Source organism: Shewanella sp. Isolate13 (assembly GCF_022398325.1).
In the GTDB taxonomy this organism is placed as follows: domain Bacteria; phylum Pseudomonadota; class Gammaproteobacteria; order Enterobacterales; family Shewanellaceae; genus Shewanella.
The window spans coordinates 14121-32387 of record NZ_JAKEVD010000041.1 but is presented as its reverse complement, the minus strand read 5'-3'; the positions used below and the strand labels follow the sequence as shown (position 1 = coordinate 32387).

Sequence of the window (18267 nt, the reverse complement as noted above, 5' to 3'; positions counted from 1 at the left end):
GATAACCGCTGAAAGCATCTAAGCGGGAAGCGAGTCCTAAGATGAGTCATCCCTAGGAATTTAATTCCTCTAAAGAGCCGTTCGAGACTAGGACGTTGATAGGTCAGGTGTGTAAGCGTTGTGAGGCGTTGAGCTAACTGATACTAATGACTCGTGAGGCTTAACCATACAACCCTGATGGGTTTTGTATGAGAGACTAATGTTTCTAACAAAATTAGAATGAAGCACTTAATGTAGTGTGAACCCAATYTTTAAGACTTGCATCGCGAGTCCAGCTTTTCAAATTTACCAAATTTGTCTGGAAACCATAGAGCTGTGGTCCCACCTGAATCCATTCCGAACTCAGAAGTGAAACACAGTATCGCCGATGGTAGTGTGGGGTCTCCCCATGTGAGAGTAGGTCATTTCCAGGCTTTAAATTAAGTGAAGAAGCCACCTTATTAAGGTGGCTTTTTTGCGTTTGGGCGTTTGTAAAATACTGAACGTTAACTTATTTAGAATGCCGCTACCCGTAAAGGTGACTACTTCACTTAACGTAGGCATAAATGCCTACTCCCGACATCGCCCCGCCGCTGAGCGGGCTCTCCGGCTTCGTAACAAGTTACTCGCGCTTCAAAGCCCTTGAATGCGTTGCATCCAGAGCAGGGCTTCTTCGCCCCCATGTGTTCGCTGCGCGAACTACGAGAGTAGGTCATTTCCAGGCGCCAAATAACGAGAAAGCCCGTTGCTAATGCAACGGGCTTTTTTCGTTATTGTCTGGAAAGATGACCGAACGAACATGGGGGGATAAAAAGCCCGAACGTAGTGAGGTTCAGTACCTATGTGGAGGTCGATAAATGTTCCTGACAATATCGACACTTTCGCCATCCTTGGCGGTCGTAGGGTGAAGCCCTTGTGCTTATCAAACGAAGTTTGATACATGGGGTGAACGCGAAGAGCTTGCTCGAAGCTGGCCATTTCCAGGCTTTAAATTAAGTGAAGAAGCCACCTACTCTTATATGATAAAAGCAGGTGGCTTTTTGCGTTTGGGCGAAACTAAAATAATCTAGGTTACCTAATTAATGTCTCGTTACTGGTTAAGGTGGCTTTTCTATTTAAGCACGTACGTGCAATACCTACTCCCGATGTCGGTCGATAAATGCTCCTTCAATATCGACACTTCCGCCATCTGATGTTTAGGACTAACAAATGCCTTGGTGACATGGATGTCATTGAAAGGCCATGGCGGTTGCCTCGCCGCTGAGCGGGACCAGAAACTGCATCCATGCGTTTCTGGCATTCGGCACTTCCGTGTGCCTTGCCTCCAGCTTCGAAGGCAAGCTTCTCCGCGTTCACTCTTTACTTAAAGCAGAGGGGCTGAATACTGCGTATTCAAAGCGCCTCACTTTCACCCCCATGTGTTCGTGCGCGAACCGAGGGCGATTATATGCTCCTGCATAATCGACACTTCCCACATCCATGTGGGTCGTAGGTCATTTTCAGGCTTTAAATTAAGTGAGAAAGTACTTATCCTCGAATGCTATGGATGGGATAGAGAGGAGTTGCGTTTTGGCGTTTGTAAAATACTGAACGCTAACTTATCAAAATATAGCTATCCGTTAAGGTGACTTATCCACTTAAGCAGGCATAAATGCCATTCTTGATGATAAAGAGTCGACGTTGGTCGATAAATGTTCCAGACAATATCGACGCTTCCACCGCCCATAGTGGTCGTAGGGGGAGGAGTCTGCATTTCTCAAGCGAAGCTTGATGTATGGTCTGGTAGAAAATTGTTCCTGACATTTTCTACATTCCCACATCCATCTGGGTCAACGCGGGGAGCTTGTGGCCTACAGGATATAGGGAGTGCCATTTATGCGGGATGCATATAAATGGTCTCGAAGCTGCTTGGGGCTGCAGGAGTCTCGGTGTGACCACTACATGTGCTCAACAGTAGCGTATAACTCTTTTAGGAGCTGCTAGCGCTAACGGGGCGACTGGTCGTAGTAGTCTTTCGGCGTAATGTTCGATGAACGCGGCACCTGCTTGCTTTCCAAGTCGGTAATCAGATTGAAGTGCTAACTTTTTGCTGCCTATCAGTTTGCTTTTGAGGTTTTGCTCTGGGAATATTTGGATTATTTCTAAATCATCGGGTGGCGATTCAATAAATCGCAGTGCATCACGATAGGCGTATTCGTGGTGTATAAAAAAATCTAACGCTTTAGGACATTGGTTTGAGGTACATACCCATGACTTAAGTCGGTTAACCCAAGGCGTGTTGGCTGAGTATGCTTTTGGGAGAGTTCGTAGCACAACGATTTTTTTCGCACCTCTTTTATAAGCCTCCTCCACTGGTAATGGAGCGGAGAGGCCGCCATCAACTTGAAGTTTGTCATCAATTTTCACCCCTTGTTTGTATAAAAGGGGCAGGGCGCTTGAAGCCTTGAGTAGCGTTAACCAATTGTCTCCATTAGGTGTGAAAAAGCTAGCCTGGTAATTTGAACTGTTGGTAGTGGAGATCAGTAGCTGGCATTGCTGTAGTTGTTCGAGCCCTTTATGAATATCGAGTTGGTGAGGCCTTTGTTCGCCACGTTTGCTGCTAGTTACTTGATCAAAATACCAATCTAAATCAACACTGCTCTGGCCTTTTAGAGGACGGCTTAAGCTAAAGAATTTTGGTGAACTTGAAAACTCAGTAATGGAGGTATGTGCGAAGCCTTTTTGCTGTGTTATATAGCTAGATAAATTTTGTGCACCGGCAGACGTACCAATTAATAATTTAAAAGGATTAAATTCTTGCTCTAACCAACTGTCTAGGATCCCCGCTGTAAAGATCCCACGCTGACCACCGCCTTCTGCCACAAGTGCTATTTGATCTTGGGGTATATGACCATTCAAGGAACTCGACCTTGGTTCGAAACTCGGCTCTAAATCGGGGTTTAGATTGTGGGGTTTGGTACTTGTGGATTTAGATAACGTCATAAAGCAGCTCGAAAGTTAAATCAGTTTTCTATGGGCTAACTAATGTAATCTTTATGCTGCAATTTGTGTAATGGATAAAATAAATCACTTAAATAGATTGATTCTATAAGCCTTGCTCTAAATAGCATTGCGTTATTGTTTTCTCATCAGTAATACCATAGCTAAACACACTGCCATTAAAGCAGGTATTGTATAGAGCCAGTTTATAACAATTGAGTTTCCTGTAATTAGCACGAATACCGGAATCAAAAAAATATAAGCGGAAACTTGCTCTGGGGCTAACCTTACACTGGCTTTTTGAAATAGGAAGAAACTGATTGCGGTAGCAAAGATTGCCAGATATAGGGTTGCTAACCATGCATTAGTCGATACTTGTCTCCAGTCATAGGCTGCAATATCCGGCATTAGTGTAAGAGATAAGATAAGGCTTGCGGCGATTAAGCTCCAGCCAGTAAAAACCATAAAGTCCTCTTGGCGATAGCAGGCCTTGATGACTAAAGGGTTCGCTGCCATGGCAACGCAGCCAAGCATGAACAGGGTGTAGCCCGAATTCCAAGTGACACCTGTGTTCAATTCGCTAGCTTGTTGTATGACTAAGGTTAGTGCGCCGATAAAGCCCAAGCCTAAAGCGGCCCATGTACTGAATTTGCCTAGGTGTTTACTTGTCAGCACAACAAGAAGCGCAGTAATGAGTGGTACCGAGGTGTATAAGGCACTCGTTGCAAACGCGGTTGTTTGCGTAAGAGCACTAAACATTGCAGTAAAATACAATAATGAAGGCAGACAGACTAAGGTATAGCGCAGGAATGCGCTTTTTGTTGGCAAGCTGAAACGTCGGGTTAAGACTAATAATAGGCTAAAAAGTACCGCAGCAATAATATATCTCAGCCAAGTCGCCATCATAGGTGGAACTTCTAGCATTAACTGCTTGCCGATGGGGAAGGTCATGGCTATTACGAAGGTAAAAATAAACATCTGTAGGTGTGGCAAAGCGGATCTAAACATTTTTGAACCTTCAATAAAAAAGGGCGGAGTTCCGCCCTTGATTCACAATAACTAATGGCTTAGTTTGCTAGAGAGAAGAATATACCTGCAATAGCAGCACTCATTAAGTTAGAGCAAGTAGCAGCAATAACGGTACGTAAGCCATACTTAGCGATGAAATCCGTTCTTGACGGGCACAGTGTGCCGAGTCCGCCAATCAAGATCCCCATAGAGGCTAAGTTGGCAAAGCCACACAGGGCAAAGCTGATGATCACTTTACTCTTTTCTTGAAGAACTTGCAGTCCCGCTGCTGTGACTTCTTGTGTGTCTTTTAGGTATGGAGCAAGATCGCTATAGGCAACGAATTCATTGACGATCAGCTTTTTACCAATCATAGAGCCAGCAATTGCCATGTCTGCAACAGGCACACCAAGCAAGAAGGCTAAAGGCGCGAAGATCCAGCCTAAGATCCCTTCAAGAGATAGCTGCATACCGACCATATCACCAACACCGCCCAGCAGGTTATTCACCAGAGTCACTAGGCCAATCATGGCGATTAACATCGCACCGATTGCCGCGGCAAGTTTAAGACCGCTTGCTGCGCCTTCACCCGCTGCAGCTAAAACGTTGACCGGAGGCTTTTCATCAAATTGGATCTTGCTATCCATGGTGTAGGCTGGAGTGCTAGTTTCAGGAAGAATTAACTTAGCAAATAGGACGCCACCGGGGGCCGCCATAAATGATGCCGCTAGTAGGTATTCCATATTAACGCCCATCATGGCGTAACCAGCGAGTACCGTTCCCGATACTGAAGCCATACCGCCGCACATAACAGCGAAGAACTCTGAGTCGCTCATCTTAGCCATATAAGGCTTAATCACTAGCGGCGCTTCACTTTGACCAACGAAAATATTAGACACGGCAGACATAGATTCAGGCTGAGAAGTACCTAGTACTTTAGCCATGCCACCGCCGATAATGCGGATAATAAATTGCATGATGCCTAAATAATAAAGTACCGCAATCAGTGCCGAGAAGAATACTACCAAAGGCAGCACGTTAAGTGCGAATACAAAGCCAATGCCTTCAACAGAGAAGTTGACTAGGTTGCCAAATAGAAAGCGAATACCCGCTTTACCGCTATCGAGCACTACGTGTACGCCATGTGACATAGACTCTAGCGCCTGACGTCCCATAGGCACATATAACACCAGAGCGCCGATTAACACTTGCAGCCCCAATGCTGCACCAACAGTGCGTAGTTTAATTGAACGTCGACTAACTGAGCACGCGAAGCCTATGCCTAACAGCACTAGCATGCCGATAAATCCCATGAACATCATTGAGCTATCCTCTACGCTTTCTTAACGCTATCGACGAATGCATTGATAAGTTGTAAGAAGTCACTTTCAGCTAGTTTTGCGCACTTAAGTGTTTGTTCGTGTGATAGCTTCACATCACCTAGGCCTTCAGCCATGTTGGTAATCGCACAGATAGCAAGTACTGGTAGATCGCAATGGGCTGCAGAGATAACTTCTGGTACCACTGACATGCCAACTACATCGCCACCGATGATCTGCATCATGCGAATTTCTGCTGCGGTTTCGAAACAAGGGCCAGGGTAAGAAACAAAAATGCCTTCGTTAAGCACGATATTTTGCTTTTTGGCGATATCAAGAGCTTGCTCACGCAGCGCTTTATCATAGGCATTGGCAAGGCTGAAGAAGCGTGGTCCGTACTTGTCATCATTTGGCCCAGTCATTGGGGTGCTTGGCATGGTGTTGATATGATCTGAGAACACAACCAATGAGCCAACATCGATGCGATCTGGACGTAAAGACCCCGCAGCATTAGTCACTAACAACATCTCGCAACCTAGCGTCTTAAAGGTACGTACTGGCGTGGTCATGACCTTCATAGACTCATGCTCATAGAAGTGTCCACGGCCCTTCATACAAGCAACTGGAACGCCATTTAGGTAACCGAGTACCAATTCACCACTGTGACCTTCAACGGTGCTAACCGGGAAGCCATCAAGTTCTTGATAACCGATGCTAACCTTATCTTCGAGTTTGTCAGCAAGCACGCCTAAACCTGAGCCTAAGATCATTGCAATCTGTGGTTTAAAGCCTGGTTTGTATTTTTCGATGGTAGCAACAGCATTTGGGACAGGGTCGTACAGAGACATATTATTTTCCTAAGTGGATTTGTTATTGGACTCACGATATTCCGAAGCGATTTTGATTAAAATCACTAAAATCGACCCTAATGTGCTGTTTTTCGGCACATTAGGCGGATTGATAGCTTTGAGTGTAAAAACTGTTATTTAAGATATTGATAATTGCTTCAACGCTCAGTTTTTACACCGGAATTGCCCTATTTATGCAAAGAAATGGATATTAAATTTGTGAACAATGACCATAGCGTTGCACCGCTAGATTTAAATAGCCTCTATTGGGCAGAGCGTATTAGTATGAAAATGCTGCGGTATTTTTATGTGGCAAGTCATAGTCAAACTTTAACCCAGGCTGCCGAGCGGCTGCATATCTCAAAGTCGCCCTTGAGCGCTCAGATGCGAGAGCTTGAAGCGATTCTTGGGGTGAAGTTATTTAATCGAGATAAAAGAAGCGTTCAGTTGACTTCAACAGGTTTAATGTTGCGCCATGAGTGTCAGTCGATTTTTAGTGTAATGGAAGGGGCTGTAAGTAAAGTGACCCAGCACGCTCGAGAAACTCAGGGGCAGCTTCGTTTGGGTATTGTGAGTTCAGTATTTTGGGCGGGGTTTGGTTATGCCTGTCAGCAGTTAAAGACCCAATACCCGAGCATTCAATTTGAGTTCTTAGAATTGTCGCCGCAGCAGCAGAAGGTGGCGTTGTTTAATAATGAGATCGATATTGGTTTCGTTCGCTACGCTGACACCTTAGATATTACCCCGTTAGAGTCCTGTAATCTTTTCTGTGAGCCGATGGTGATTGCGCTTTGTGATAGGCATGAATTGAGTGGGCGCACTGAGTTATGTTTGTCAGAATTGGCTAATGAAAAGTTTGTCATCATGAGTCATAAAAACTCTGCTTCGGCGCAGTTGGTGGTCAATCACTGCATCAAGGAGGGCTTTATCCCCCAGATTACCCAAGAGGTGGTTGAGCCGATGACGTTGATGAACGTGATCGAGAGTCAGGCTGGGATCTCTGTGGTTCCCCAAAGCTTTAGTCGTCAGAGTTGGAGACATATTCGTTTTATAGCGCTAAAGCAGCAGATCCATGCCAATATTTGCGCCGTGTACAATCCACAAAAAATTACTCTAGAGAAACAGGCTCTGATCCAGTCATTGCATCAGTTTATGAATGCAGAATCATTAAAGCCTAATTAGCCTTTATACAGCTAGGTATAGCGACACAGCTCAAAAAGCCCGCTCGTGTCAGAGCGGGTTTTTTATAGTGCAAATCTATTGGTTTTCAATTCGTTTTTTAAAGGCTTTGCGCGTCTCTTCATCGGCTTGTTGATACCAGAAATCTAGCATCTGTCCCACATTCACCTGATTAGTTGCTTCAGGCTTAGCCGTCGTATTAGCTGGTGTATCTGCGGTTGGGCTAGCTGTCGCTACGGCAAGGGTAGCCGTCGTCGCTGTAACGTTTGTTGTAGTTGGCTGGATATTAAGTGACGCTTTTTGGGCGCTGAGGTTATAGGCGGCCATTTCAGCCTCGTAATCTCGACCTAGCTGTAAACCTTTCTTGATGAGCATTCCTAGTTCGAAGGAAACAGGCGTGTTGTCTTGATCTTCTAGGCTGACTTGCGGAGACTGATTAAACTTGTCGGCTGCACTGCCAGATCGAATACGCGGCATAGATAATGTTAACCGGGCATCGCTCTGGTCGAATTTAATGATAATGACATCAGACTGGAATTGAGTTTGCGTGCCCTGCTGCTGGTAGCGTCCAAGATATCGAAAGGCAACCTGATTAATGCCATTTTTAAGGTTTAGCGTATCTCTGCCACTCGCATCAACACCATTAACTAGTACCAGCTCAGAGTTTGATGGCATAGAGAGGGTGACGTCAGCAAAGGCTGATGGAGTAAACAGTAGTAGGGCACTACTTAAGGCACTACTTAAGACAAGAGCAGAACGCTTCATTTGAGATCCTAATTTGAATTTATGCCTCCTTTATAGCAGAAGGAGGCTGAATTTGCATAACAAGATGATTTTAATGCTCACTGGTATCCAATGCTTGGATATTAATAACAGTTTATCGATTTATTTACGGGTATAATTCTTACAAATGCCGTAGAGGGAATGTCTGTGCTAACTAAAATATTGATCACATTGTTAATTATCGTCGGCGCTATGGTTTATTTGCGTAAGCCAAGAGAAAATGGGGTTCGCGCCAGTACTAAAGAGTTAGGTAAGAACATAAAGCTTCGAATTGGCGCCTATGTTTTGATCAGTTTGTCACTCACCGCGACTGCAGCATATTGGTATTGGGATTGGAGTGATGGCAATAAAGTTGTCAGTGTAACGATAGTGTCGCCAATGAGTGATGAGTCCGTTGTTTATCAAGTGAAGAAGAAGGATATCACTAGCAATGAGATAACAACTATTAACGGGATCCGCATTAGATTGTCTAATCAGGAACGAATTATCGTGGCCAACACGGTAAATAAGTAATCTTCATGGATTTTCTTTATGTTAGCTCTTTGCAATAAGGCGTTATAAGGTAGAATAGCCCACGTTTTAGACCAATCTATTTGCTATATGTGTTTTAAGGAGGAGCTATGATAACAGCCTATGCCTATGAGGATCGTAAACTTACGATTATCGAATTGAGCATGAAGGACAATATCCCTCCCGGCATCATCTGGCTGGACTTGTATAAACCTGACGAGCAGGAACGAGAGTGGTTAAGTGGCTTCTCGGTTGAAGATGTGCCTGATGAGGAAGATATCAATGAGATTGAGGCTTCTGCACGTTTTTATCAGAATAAAGATGGGCTACACATTAACTCGTTATTTCCCCAACGTGCGGGCCAAGACGTAAAGGGGGTTAACGTCTCCTTTAATCTGCGTCAAAACTTCTTGCTAACCATTCGTGAGGAAGATGTTGGTCTCATTCGCTTACTACGTAATTACTTAAGGCTTGGTAAGATAGAAGCGAGTACACCACAGGCGCTTTTACTAGAGCTATTTAATCTTAAAGTTGATTATCTTTCAGATCTGATTGAGGACGTATATACGGTTCTTGAGAACGTAAGTGAAGAAGTATTTAAGAATGAAGAGCTTGATAATGTATTTAAGCTTATCACCCGTCAGGAAGACTCTAACGGTAAAATACGTTTAAGCTTGCTTGATACCCAACGTTCACTGAGATTTTTGCAGAAGCATTATCGAGGACAACTGTCAGATGATGAGTTTAAAGATCTGCGAGAAATGCTGTCTGATATCGAGTCGTTGATGCCCCACAGCCAGTTTATTTTCGATAAACTTAACTTCTTGCTCGATGCAGCGATGGGCTTTAGCGGATTACAGCAAAATAAGATCATTAAAATCTTCTCGGTTGCGGCAGTGGTCTTCTTACCACCGACTGTTATCGCCAGTGCTTATGGTATGAACTTCGTTAATATGCCGGAATTGGAGTGGCAACTAGGTTACCCAATGGCCATTGCCATGATGTTTGGCAGTGCAGCGGGCACTTACTTCTTCTTTAAGCGTAAAGGTTGGTTGTAGCACTAATTCAAGACGGCTATTGCATAAAAAAGCTCGCGACTGCGAGCTTTTTTGCTTTTGGGGATATCGCTATTTAGCTTGTTTTCGTAGAGAGACGACCTCTGCCTTATGTTGCAGAAACTCTTCGGGTTCGCGATAGACCTGATTGAGCAAGGCTAATTTTTGAAACATTAAGCTACTAACCAGATGACAACGTTGGTAGGGAGTCTTGCATAGGCTTAAGCGTTTGTTTAGGTGATCAAGTAGCGAGGTTAGGTTTGCCTGGTTACGCACACTGCTTTGCGCAATAGCCTCTTTACTCAGTCTTTTCTGTAGAGCATCCAATTTCTCTGGGGTATTTTCTGCCATCCATAACAGTCTGTCAAAACTTGGTAGTTTAGTCATAAAAACTGACCTCGACATGAAAGTTAGTAGATCTAACCTTAGTCAGTCGAGGTGGTTTGGGCAAGAAATCGGCAGTCCTGCGCGATTGTCGTGCTAATTGGGGCTGGTTATGTTTCTGCTCCAAAGAAGTAACTGATCTTCTCTCTTGGGTTGAGATATTTCAGCACTTTCTCAGGTAGTGCGGCTACGGGTAAGCATCTGGTAATGGTTAGTTCTTCACTGGCCAAGTCAACAATCGGTGCCTGCTCTTTGGGAACGGTCGGATCGTAAACTAACACTCTTGGCAGTAATAATTTGCTTAAGTTGACCGACATCACCATGGCAAACTGACCAGAGGAGAGTTCAACCACACTGCCCGGGGGGTAAACCCCAAGCATTTTGACTAGGCGATTAACAACTTGCTGATTAAGCTGTGTTTGATAGTTTTTATAGAGGTAACCTAGTGCCGAATAGGGAGTTCTGGCTTTATTGTTTCGGTCGGAATGGCAGAGGTTATCATAGGTGTTAATTGCACAGACTAGTTGACTGCATTTGTCGAGATCTTGCTCTTTTAACCCTTTAGGTGTACCAGAACCATCTAAAAACTCATGATGATTCAATATAATAGGTAATGCTTCTGCAGGAAAGTTATCGGCAGCTAGCAATAGCTCTGCGCCCATTGCGGGGTGCTGATTAAAATATATTTGTTCAGCATGAGTAAAAGCTGTGCTCTTTCGCAGTAGCTGAGTTGGGATCTTGATTTTGCCTATATCGTGGAATAGTGCGCCCATTCCCACAAGTTCAATCTCTTTGCGACTCCAGCCTAACTCTTTGGCGATCAGCATAGACAGTACGGCAACGTTGAGGGAGTGATAATAGATCCCCTCATTGCTTTTAGCATCGGCCATCAGGTGTAGTACCAGTCTATCATCGGTGAGTAGCTGATTGCAGACTCCATGAATGAGATCTTTTGCTTCGTTGACGGCATCGAGTGGCCTATTGCGCAGCTTGCTGGTCAGATTACGCATCATGGCAAGATTACGGGTAAAATGCTTCTCGGTCTTTTGAAGATGACGCCTTAAAGACTGTTGTGCTTCGATGCTTTTGTTTTTTTGCTGCTTTAACTCACCAGACAAGATCTCAAGGTTGTTGTCGATAATCTGAGACGTTTGTTGTTTGGCCGCAATACTCGAAAGCGGCTGACTATCGCTACGCTCTGGACGAACGTAGACAAACTCAAGGCCGAGATTTTTTATCAGCTCAATTTGAGCCTGCTGCTTGATTTTGAAGCTATTAAAGATGAATGGGTGATCTTTCCACGCAATCGGTAACCTAACAAAGTTACCTACCTGCAGCTGTCCAACAGCGACTTTACAACTATTCGTCATGGGCATTAGTTTAGGCTTTTCATTAGTTGCTATTCTAACTCAAGTTATATAATTTACAATTACTTAACTGATAAATTTACAGATGTTGCAGAATAGAGAGCCTTAAAATGGACTTCATTGAAATATACCCGAATGCTATCCCCGATGAATTTTGCGATGAGTTGATTAATAGCTTTGAACGGCATTCAGGCGTGACTCCGGGGCACACTGGTGGTGGGGTGGATGAGTCAAAAAAGCGCAGCCTCGATCTCATGCTTGACTCCTATGACGACTTAACGCCACTGAAAAATAGACTACTTGGTTATACTCTGTCTCATGCAACTCAATACTTTGATAAATATGCGATGGCGTTAATGGGGGCCGTCTCGGTGGGAGTTAGCGATCAAAGTGGCCAATCGGTCACGTTAACGCCGGATAACTATAACGAGTTAGGCAAGAGCAGAGCCGAAGCCATCGTAAAATATCTCTACCGTAGCGGTAGCATCAATATTCAAAAGTACTTACAAGGTAAAGGGGGCTACCCCCATTGGCACTCAGAGCAGTTTCCTCAGCTAGCACATAATGAGGCACTGCATAGAGTGGTGTTATACATGTTCTATTTGAATGATGTGCAAGAGGGCGGCGAGACAGAGTTTTATTATCAAAATAAACTGATTAAACCGAAGAAGGGCACCATGGTGATAGCCCCCGCAGGTTTTACCCATTCCCACCGTGGCAATGTGCCACTCAGTGATGATAAGTATATCGCCACCTCTTGGATCATGTTTAATCGTGCCGAGCAGTTATACCAATCAGTATAAAGATTTGGTCGCTCAGCGAGAGTTTAGCGGTTCTGAGGCAAGGTCATTAAATGCTCCTGCTTGAATGACATTCACCACATCCATGTGGTTTGCAACGAGTGAAGAGCATAGTTGTTCTACGGTTAAGCTTGTTAACACAGCATCAGAACCGCTAAAACTCGCCATTCTGGAGCGTTTTTGGCTGCCTACTTCTGCGTTGAACAGCTTCACAAGGGAATATCCATTCTTTCAACTATTCGCCTAGAATTAGTTTGCCCAAAACAGCTCTGAGTAGATCAACTTCTTATACTGGTTGGTATTATATGGATCTGCTAAATCATAGTAATAGGCATCGATGCAGGGATAACAAGCACTCAATATCAATGTTATCCCTGTATTCAATCAAAGTGTCACGAGTTCAGCCTAAATCGGAATTGAGATCCTAAAGCAGGCGCCTTCAAGCTCTGAAGTTTCGATACAGAGTCGTCCACCGTAGCTGATGACAATCTCATTACACACCGCAAGACCTATGCCTTGTCCGGGTTTTTGGGTGTCGGCACGCACGCCCCGCTGGATGATGTTTTGGCGAATGCTCTCTTCAACGCCTGGGCCATCGTCTTCAACCAGTAGTTCAAACTCACCGGCATCGTTGTAGTATGACGACACTCTGACCGTTGAAATACACAGCTTAAAGGCATTTTCCATCAGGTTGCCACAAAGCTCCATCAAGTCGCCTTTATCACCAGGGAACACATGCTCCTTTGGGATCACGGCTTCAAATTGAACCTGTTTGTCACGGTAAACTTTAAATAACATCTGCGCGAGTTGATCGACTAAAGGTGCAATTTGGGTTTGCTCCTGCTTCAGGCCTTTACGGCCTAACATGGCGCGCTTCAATTGATATTTAACCAATTGATCCATCTGGCTGACTTGCTCCATGATCTTTTCGCTGCAGGCGTCTTTATCGAGCGTCTTGTCATCGGTAATTGCATGAACTGCCGCTAAGCGGGTTTTAAGGCTGTGGGCCAAGTCATTCATCGCGTTTTGATAGCGCTGTTGTTGAGCACTCGACTGGTTCAGCAGCTGGTTGAGCGCCTGAGTTACACCTTCAAGCTCAACAGGATAGCCGTCAGATAAAGTTTTAGCCTTACCGCTGTTGACCGATTGTAGCTCGTTCTTAAGACGCACAAGGGGACGCATTCCCCAATAAGCAGCACTGATTAACAGCACTAGCGCTAGGGCTAGCACGAAGGCTAAGCGTATATAGGTGAGGCGACTGAACTTGCTGTACTCTTCTTCGAGTTTCTCTGCATCTTTCAATACCAGCAGGTTGTATTTAGTACTGGCAATATCGAGAGATAACAGATAGATGAAGTAGCCTTTGTTGTCGGCGAGTGGCAGATAGTAAGGCGGAGAGGTGTTTCTGATCTCGTTAAAGCGTTCACAGGTATCGAATAAGCCTCTGTCTACCGCCAGCGATGAGGTCCAGACTTGATTGAAGTTGTTGTCGCAGCTGGCAATGATATAGCGCTGAGTCGCGTTATTCTCTTCTAGCCATTCATCACTGGTATCGGGAATAAGGTCGTGTTCCCTAAGCTCTGCTGCGACTTTGGGGATCTCCGCAATCAGCTCGGCGGTCTCTTCGTTATAACTGTTTTGGGCGTGGAGGATATTTACCATCCACGCCAAACCGAACCCGACTAGGGCGATGATCGATAGTGAGGTGAGAAACATCCGCGTAAGCAGACGTTTCTTAGGCTTAAATCTTAATTGCATGGCAGATTAAATTTATAACCCTGACCGCGAATCGTCACGATTGGATTTTCGATGCCGCCTTTGGTGAGCTTCTTACGTAGGCGGCTAACCATCACCTCAATCGTGTTAGGATCACCTTCTTTGTCACCATAGATCACATCCAGTAGACGTTGTTTCGCGACGACTTCGTGACAATGGCGCATCAAGTACTCAAGAATTAAGTATTCAAAGGCGGTCACCTCCATGGGCTGCTCGTTCAGCGTGACCTGTTTTGCCGCTAGGTCGAGTTCGAGTGCTCCACTGGTGATTTGAGGTTTGACAAAGCCTGCACTGCGGCGCACTAGCGCATCTAGGCGAGCGACTAATTCTTCTTTCTGGAAAGGTTTGACGAGGTAGTCATCGGCGCCAGCGTTTAAGCCTTCCACCTTATCCTGCCAGTTTACGCGGGCGGTAAGAATGAGAACCGGGGCTTTTAAGCCATTGTCACGCAGGCTTTGAATGAGGCTGATGCCGTCTTGATCTGGAAGGCCCAGATCAACGATGGCCACATCGATAGGGTAATTGGTTGCTTGGTAAAATCCCTCTTTCGCAGTTAATGCGACTTGAACTTGATTGCCTAATTCACTCAGTTGTACTTTGAGGTGATGAGATAGAATCGGGTCATCTTCAACAACTAATATTCGCATAGTCAAAATATCCTTGAATTCAATACAGTTTAGTTTACGCAGAATTAACGCAGCTGCCAACTAAGTGTTTCTAAGTAGGGGAAGTTTACGCTTAGCAAACTTAACCTCGGCTGAATTTTTTTCGCTATTGTTCACTTTTAGCGCTTGCTGGCACTAAATCATGACATTTAGCTCTTTAGTTCACGAATTAGTGAATTAAACACTGTTTAATGTCGTTAGCTCTGTGTTTATTGCTGTTTTTTCGTTAAGATTCCGTGAAAAAATTAAATGTAAAAGGATTAAGACATGTCGTTTGTTAGGCTATTTACAGGGTTAGCACTGCTTTTATTAGCGCCGAGTGTAATAGCCACAACGTTTACCTTTACCGCAATTCCTGATGAGGACGAGAGTCAATTAAGAACGCGATTCGATAAGGTTGCAATCTACCTTGAGGAAAAACTTGGGGTAGAGGTTAAGTATGTGCCAGTAAAATCTTACTCTGCAGCGGTAACGGCTTTTCGTAACAATCAGGTTCAATTGGCCTGGTTCGGTGGCCTCTCTGGCGTACAGGCAAGGCGTTTAGTGCCAGGATCGCTGGCCATTGCTCAAGGCTATGAAGATCAGTTTTTTAAGAGCTACTTTATTGCTCACGCCTCGACAGAGATCATTCCAAGCGACAGCTTTCCTAATTTAAACGGTTACACCTTTACCTATGGATCTAAGAACTCAACCTCAGGTCGCCTGATGCCGCAGTTCTTTATCGAACGTAATCTAGGTAAGAATAGTAAGGATATCTTCAAGCGCATTGGCTACTCTGGCGATCATAGCCGCACCATTGCTCAGGTGCAGGCCGGAGTCTATCAAGTCGGTGCGGTGAACTACAAAGTGTGGGAAACCGCACTAGCTAACGGCAAAGTGGATCTCAACAAAGTTAATGTGATTTGGGAGAGCCCGGCTTACCCTGATTATCAGTGGACCATACGTGGCGATGTCGATACACAGTTTGGCGCAGGTTTTAGTGACAAAGTGACCGCAGCACTCATCGGCATGAAAGATCCAGAATTGTTGGCCAGCTTTCCTAGACAGTCATTTGTGCCAGCAGAAAACCTAGATTATGAACCAATAGAAGATGTCGCTAAAGCGATAGGCATAATTGATTAAAGATAAGCGGATTAAGCCTAAGTTGATTAAGCACGAGCAGACTGAACATAATCTTGCTAAAGATGAATGACTGAGCCGATATTGAGTAAGTCTATGTTGAAGCTTAAAAAACTCATCGTTCAGTTTGAAGGAAAGACAGCCGTTGATATCGATGCGCTGTGTTTTTACCCTGGCGAGAAAGTGGCTATCATTGGACGTTCTGGCTGTGGTAAGTCGACCTTGGTTAATCATGTTTTTGAGCAGCTTAGACCAACTGCAGCCCTGTGTTCCCAACGGCAGGGCCTAGTTGAGAACTTAAGTGTGTTCCATAATATTTTTATGGGCGCACTTAATCAGCACCGCTGGTACTATAACCTTGCTAATCTAGTCTATCCCTTTAAGTCACCGCGCATAGCAATTCAACATATTGCCGATACATTGGAGCTCGATTGTGCGTTGACTCAACAGGTGTCTGAACTTTCCGGTGGCCAACGACAGCGTGTAGCCCTCGGGCGGGCGCTGTATCAGCGCCAACCTCTGTTTATTGGTGATGAGCCATTCTCGGCGCTGGATCCTGTGATGGGGCAGCGACTCTTGACTGAAGTATTAGCCAGTCATGACTCGGTGATCATGGTGCTGCACGATATGGATATGGCGTTAAGCCATTTTGATCGGGTGATAGGCATGCGCGATGGGCGTATCGTGTTCGACACCGATGCAGCCTCTCTAGAGCTGCGTAGCCTCGAAGCTTTCTATCAAGAGAGTTGCGATAGCCAATCTGTTGCTGGTGGGGCTGATAACGCAGCAGAGCGACAAGTTGCATCTCAGCTCGAACCGCGACAAAGCCTAACTAAGTATGAATAGCTAAGCATGAATAGCTTAAGCATGAATAAGCCTAGTTAACATGATAGGCCAAGCCGTGACATCCAGCAGGTTATTTGCCTTTGTCGGTTATTGGAAAAAAGTGACCCTAGTGCTGTGGGCCTTAACCTTGCTTTGCTTCTATTTCGCCGATACCGAAATCATCGCCCTAGACCCTTGGAGTGAATTGTTACTGATTGGCCAAGGTTTTATCGCGCCAGATTTTTTTGCCACAGAATACCTACTCCAAGCCTTATGGCAAACCGTGAGTTTTGCACTCTTGGGCGTATTGATAGCGCTTATTCTTGGGGCGCCACTTGCCTTGGTGTACCACAAGCCTTATGTGGCGGCGTTCTGCGCGTTTGTTCGCTCAATCCATGAGATCTTCTGGGCATTACTTTTCCTGCAAATTTTTGGTTTGTCACCGCTGACCGGTGTTTTGGCTATCGCACTGCCTTTTGCCGCCACATTTGCCCGTGTCTTTAGTGATATCCTGCAGCAATCCCCCACAACAACCTTGCAGACGCTGCCACAGGGCACCGACCGAGTCAGCCGTTACCTCTATGGACGACTCGCCCATGTACTAGTGCCCGTACGTGCATATGTGCGCTATCGATTCGAGTGTGCCTTAAGAAGCAGTGCGGTGCTGGGCTTTGTTGGTATGCCCACCTTAGGCTTTTACTTAGAGACGGCTTTTCGTCAAGGGCACTACCATCAAGGGGCTGCACTCTTGATGCTGTTTATCGCCTTGATTGGCACTATCCCTTACTGGTGTCGAGTTAAGGCGCTGCCTGTATATTTCGTGCTAGCGGTATGGGCCTTGCCTGAGTTACCCAATATCGATGGCGCATTGATCTGGCGTTTTTTAAGCCAAGATATCTTACCGCCGATGTTTCAAAGCCAGACGTTTCAAAACTATGGGCTACAAAGCGGCGGAATGAGCGTGGGAGACATACTCAGTCAGTTTGGCGATTGGTTGATAAGCTTACTGTCTGAACAGGCACTACCTGGGATTATTGCAACTCTTTTGCTCGCAGTAGCGGCTTTGGGTATGAGTCATCTGTTTGCGCTTATCGGTAGCGCCATTAGCGATAGGCGCCTAAGTGGTGGTGATATCGCACAGGCGAATCGTTTGTTGCTACTTATTTTACGCTCGGTACCGGAATATATCTTCGCCTTCGTGTTTATGTTGCTGCTTGGGCCGTCGATGTTACCGGCGATATTGGCCTTAGCCATACATAATGGCGCCTTGATCGCTTACTTAACCGTTAGGCACGCCGATAAGGTGGGCGTCTCAGCGCACTTTAATCACAGAGTCGATGGTTATGGCTATGAAGTCTTACCTGCCATCTATCCGAATATGATGGCACTGCTGTTTTATCGTTTTGAGGTGATCTTAAGAGAGACGGCTATTTTGGGCATGTTAGGGATAGCGACACTGGGCTTTTATATCGATAGTAACTTTGCAGAAATTCGTTTCAACGGCGCATTGGTGCTGATGTGTGTCACCGCGCTAGTCAATATCCTTGTAGATATTTTAAGTCGGCGTTTACTCTACTCAAAAAATAAAGGGCAACTCGCCTGTGCTCATTAGCTACTGCAATGAAGCGTTTAGCCATCGTTACCCTTAAACCTATCTAGCGATAGCTAGAC

Annotated in this window: 17 protein-coding genes and 2 rRNA genes; 9 read left to right on the top strand and 10 right to left on the bottom strand. The window is 45.2% G+C overall.

What is annotated here, in order from left to right:
- A 23S ribosomal RNA gene (locus L1D44_RS19005) occupies nucleotides 1-168 on the top strand; the annotation flags it as partial.
- Nucleotides 169-297: 129 nt separating this feature from the next.
- Nucleotides 298-413: ribosomal RNA gene (gene rrf / locus L1D44_RS19000) — 5S ribosomal RNA — on the top strand.
- 1513 nt (nucleotides 414-1926) lie between these two features.
- Here the strand turns inward: rrf and L1D44_RS18995 are convergent.
- The 4 genes from L1D44_RS18995 to xapA form a co-directional block, all read right to left on the bottom strand.
- Nucleotides 1927-2877: a patatin family protein gene (locus L1D44_RS18995; protein ID WP_239892863.1), complete on the bottom strand. Its 951-nt coding sequence runs from the start codon at nucleotides 2875-2877 to the stop codon at nucleotides 1927-1929.
- A gap of 216 nt (nucleotides 2878-3093) precedes the next feature.
- Nucleotides 3094-3966, bottom strand: coding sequence for a DMT family transporter (locus L1D44_RS18990; RefSeq protein ID WP_239892862.1), 873 nt, complete (start codon nucleotides 3964-3966; stop codon nucleotides 3094-3096).
- 59 nt (nucleotides 3967-4025) lie between these two features.
- Nucleotides 4026-5288, bottom strand: coding sequence for a NupC/NupG family nucleoside CNT transporter (locus L1D44_RS18985; RefSeq protein ID WP_239892861.1), 1263 nt, complete (start codon nucleotides 5286-5288; stop codon nucleotides 4026-4028).
- A gap of 11 nt (nucleotides 5289-5299) precedes the next feature.
- A complete protein-coding gene (gene xapA / locus L1D44_RS18980; protein ID WP_239892860.1) occupies nucleotides 5300-6133 on the bottom strand; it encodes a xanthosine phosphorylase in 834 nt (277 codons plus the stop codon).
- 204 nt (nucleotides 6134-6337) lie between these two features.
- Here xapA and L1D44_RS18975 point away from each other — a divergent pair, with 204 nt between their 5' ends.
- A complete protein-coding gene (locus tag L1D44_RS18975) occupies nucleotides 6338-7315 on the top strand; it encodes a LysR family transcriptional regulator (protein WP_239892859.1) in 978 nt (325 codons plus the stop codon).
- Between the two features lie 75 nt (nucleotides 7316-7390).
- Here the strand turns inward: L1D44_RS18975 and L1D44_RS18970 are convergent, their stop codons facing one another.
- Nucleotides 7391-8077: a DUF2057 domain-containing protein gene (locus L1D44_RS18970; RefSeq protein WP_239892858.1), complete on the bottom strand. Its 687-nt coding sequence runs from the start codon at nucleotides 8075-8077 to the stop codon at nucleotides 7391-7393.
- A gap of 159 nt (nucleotides 8078-8236) precedes the next feature.
- Here L1D44_RS18970 and L1D44_RS18965 point away from each other — a divergent pair, with 159 nt between their 5' ends.
- Nucleotides 8237-8608 carry a hypothetical protein gene (locus L1D44_RS18965; RefSeq protein WP_275660535.1) on the top strand — a complete coding sequence of 124 codons (372 nt, stop codon included), beginning with the start codon at nucleotides 8237-8239 and terminating at the stop codon, nucleotides 8606-8608.
- Nucleotides 8609-8715: 107 nt separating this feature from the next.
- Nucleotides 8716-9663 carry a magnesium/cobalt transporter CorA gene (gene corA, locus L1D44_RS18960; RefSeq protein ID WP_239892856.1) on the top strand — a complete coding sequence of 316 codons (948 nt, stop codon included), beginning with the start codon at nucleotides 8716-8718 and terminating at the stop codon, nucleotides 9661-9663.
- Nucleotides 9664-9732: 69 nt separating this feature from the next.
- Here the strand turns inward: corA and L1D44_RS18955 are convergent, their stop codons facing one another.
- Nucleotides 9733-10047 carry a DUF3135 domain-containing protein gene (locus L1D44_RS18955; protein ID WP_239892855.1) on the bottom strand — a complete coding sequence of 105 codons (315 nt, stop codon included), beginning with the start codon at nucleotides 10045-10047 and terminating at the stop codon, nucleotides 9733-9735.
- 107 nt (nucleotides 10048-10154) lie between these two features.
- On the bottom strand, nucleotides 10155-11414 hold the full coding sequence (locus L1D44_RS18950; RefSeq protein ID WP_239892854.1) for a DUF3391 domain-containing protein: 1260 nt from the start codon (nucleotides 11412-11414) through the stop codon (nucleotides 10155-10157).
- A 107-nt stretch (nucleotides 11415-11521) separates the two neighbouring features.
- Here L1D44_RS18950 and L1D44_RS18945 point away from each other — a divergent pair, with 107 nt between their 5' ends.
- The gene (locus tag L1D44_RS18945; RefSeq protein ID WP_239892853.1) at nucleotides 11522-12214 is read left to right on the top strand and encodes a 2OG-Fe(II) oxygenase; all 693 of its coding nucleotides are present in this window, start codon (nucleotides 11522-11524) and stop codon (nucleotides 12212-12214) included.
- Nucleotides 12215-12226: 12 nt separating this feature from the next.
- On the opposite strand, the gene L1D44_RS18940 is transcribed toward L1D44_RS18945, so the two are convergent.
- The 3 genes from L1D44_RS18940 to L1D44_RS18930 form a co-directional block, all read right to left on the bottom strand.
- The gene (locus tag L1D44_RS18940; RefSeq protein WP_239892852.1) at nucleotides 12227-12424 is read right to left on the bottom strand and encodes a hypothetical protein; all 198 of its coding nucleotides are present in this window, start codon (nucleotides 12422-12424) and stop codon (nucleotides 12227-12229) included.
- A 192-nt stretch (nucleotides 12425-12616) separates the two neighbouring features.
- Nucleotides 12617-13969 (bottom strand): sensor histidine kinase, encoded by a 1353-nt coding sequence (locus L1D44_RS18935; RefSeq protein WP_239892851.1) that lies wholly within the window; start codon nucleotides 13967-13969, stop codon nucleotides 12617-12619.
- The gene (locus L1D44_RS18930; protein WP_220767589.1) at nucleotides 13960-14634 is read right to left on the bottom strand and encodes a response regulator; all 675 of its coding nucleotides are present in this window, start codon (nucleotides 14632-14634) and stop codon (nucleotides 13960-13962) included. Before L1D44_RS18930 ends, L1D44_RS18935 begins: the two co-directional genes overlap by 10 nt.
- A gap of 285 nt (nucleotides 14635-14919) precedes the next feature.
- On the opposite strand from L1D44_RS18930, the gene L1D44_RS18925 reads away from it, so the two are divergent.
- The 3 genes from L1D44_RS18925 to L1D44_RS18915 all read left to right on the top strand — a co-directional run bounded on the left by L1D44_RS18925 (nucleotide 14920) and on the right by L1D44_RS18915 (nucleotide 18208).
- Nucleotides 14920-15774 carry a putative selenate ABC transporter substrate-binding protein gene (locus tag L1D44_RS18925; protein WP_239892850.1) on the top strand — a complete coding sequence of 285 codons (855 nt, stop codon included), beginning with the start codon at nucleotides 14920-14922 and terminating at the stop codon, nucleotides 15772-15774.
- A gap of 66 nt (nucleotides 15775-15840) precedes the next feature.
- Nucleotides 15841-16617, top strand: coding sequence for an ATP-binding cassette domain-containing protein (locus L1D44_RS18920; protein WP_239892849.1), 777 nt, complete (start codon nucleotides 15841-15843; stop codon nucleotides 16615-16617).
- Between the two features lie 40 nt (nucleotides 16618-16657).
- Complete coding sequence (locus L1D44_RS18915; RefSeq protein WP_239892848.1) at nucleotides 16658-18208, top strand: ABC transporter permease; 1551 nt, start codon at nucleotides 16658-16660, stop codon at nucleotides 18206-18208.
- The last annotated feature ends 59 nt before the right edge of the window (nucleotides 18209-18267 follow it).

Excerpts from the sequence above, each read along its gene's own strand:
- L1D44_RS18990 (WP_239892862.1), bottom strand. The coding sequence starts at position 3,966 with ATGTTTAGATCCGCTTTGCCACACCTACAGATGTTTATTTTTACCTTC.
- L1D44_RS18985 (WP_239892861.1), bottom strand. The coding sequence starts at position 5,288 with ATGATGTTCATGGGATTTATCGGCATGCTAGTGCTGTTAGGCATAGGC.
- xapA (WP_239892860.1), bottom strand. The coding sequence starts at position 6,133 with ATGTCTCTGTACGACCCTGTCCCAAATGCTGTTGCTACCATCGAAAAA.
- L1D44_RS18975 (WP_239892859.1), top strand. The coding sequence starts at position 6,338 with ATGGATATTAAATTTGTGAACAATGACCATAGCGTTGCACCGCTAGAT.
- L1D44_RS18970 (WP_239892858.1), bottom strand. The coding sequence starts at position 8,077 with ATGAAGCGTTCTGCTCTTGTCTTAAGTAGTGCCTTAAGTAGTGCCCTA.
- L1D44_RS18965 (WP_275660535.1), top strand. The coding sequence starts at position 8,237 with ATGTCTGTGCTAACTAAAATATTGATCACATTGTTAATTATCGTCGGC.
- corA (WP_239892856.1), top strand. The coding sequence starts at position 8,716 with ATGATAACAGCCTATGCCTATGAGGATCGTAAACTTACGATTATCGAA.
- L1D44_RS18955 (WP_239892855.1), bottom strand. The coding sequence starts at position 10,047 with ATGACTAAACTACCAAGTTTTGACAGACTGTTATGGATGGCAGAAAAT.
- L1D44_RS18950 (WP_239892854.1), bottom strand. The coding sequence starts at position 11,414 with ATGACGAATAGTTGTAAAGTCGCTGTTGGACAGCTGCAGGTAGGTAAC.
- L1D44_RS18945 (WP_239892853.1), top strand. The coding sequence starts at position 11,522 with ATGGACTTCATTGAAATATACCCGAATGCTATCCCCGATGAATTTTGC.
- L1D44_RS18935 (WP_239892851.1), bottom strand. The coding sequence starts at position 13,969 with ATGCAATTAAGATTTAAGCCTAAGAAACGTCTGCTTACGCGGATGTTT.
- L1D44_RS18930 (WP_220767589.1), bottom strand. The coding sequence starts at position 14,634 with ATGCGAATATTAGTTGTTGAAGATGACCCGATTCTATCTCATCACCTC.
- L1D44_RS18925 (WP_239892850.1), top strand. The coding sequence starts at position 14,920 with ATGTCGTTTGTTAGGCTATTTACAGGGTTAGCACTGCTTTTATTAGCG.
- L1D44_RS18920 (WP_239892849.1), top strand. The coding sequence starts at position 15,841 with ATGACTGAGCCGATATTGAGTAAGTCTATGTTGAAGCTTAAAAAACTC.
- L1D44_RS18915 (WP_239892848.1), top strand. The coding sequence starts at position 16,658 with ATGATAGGCCAAGCCGTGACATCCAGCAGGTTATTTGCCTTTGTCGGT.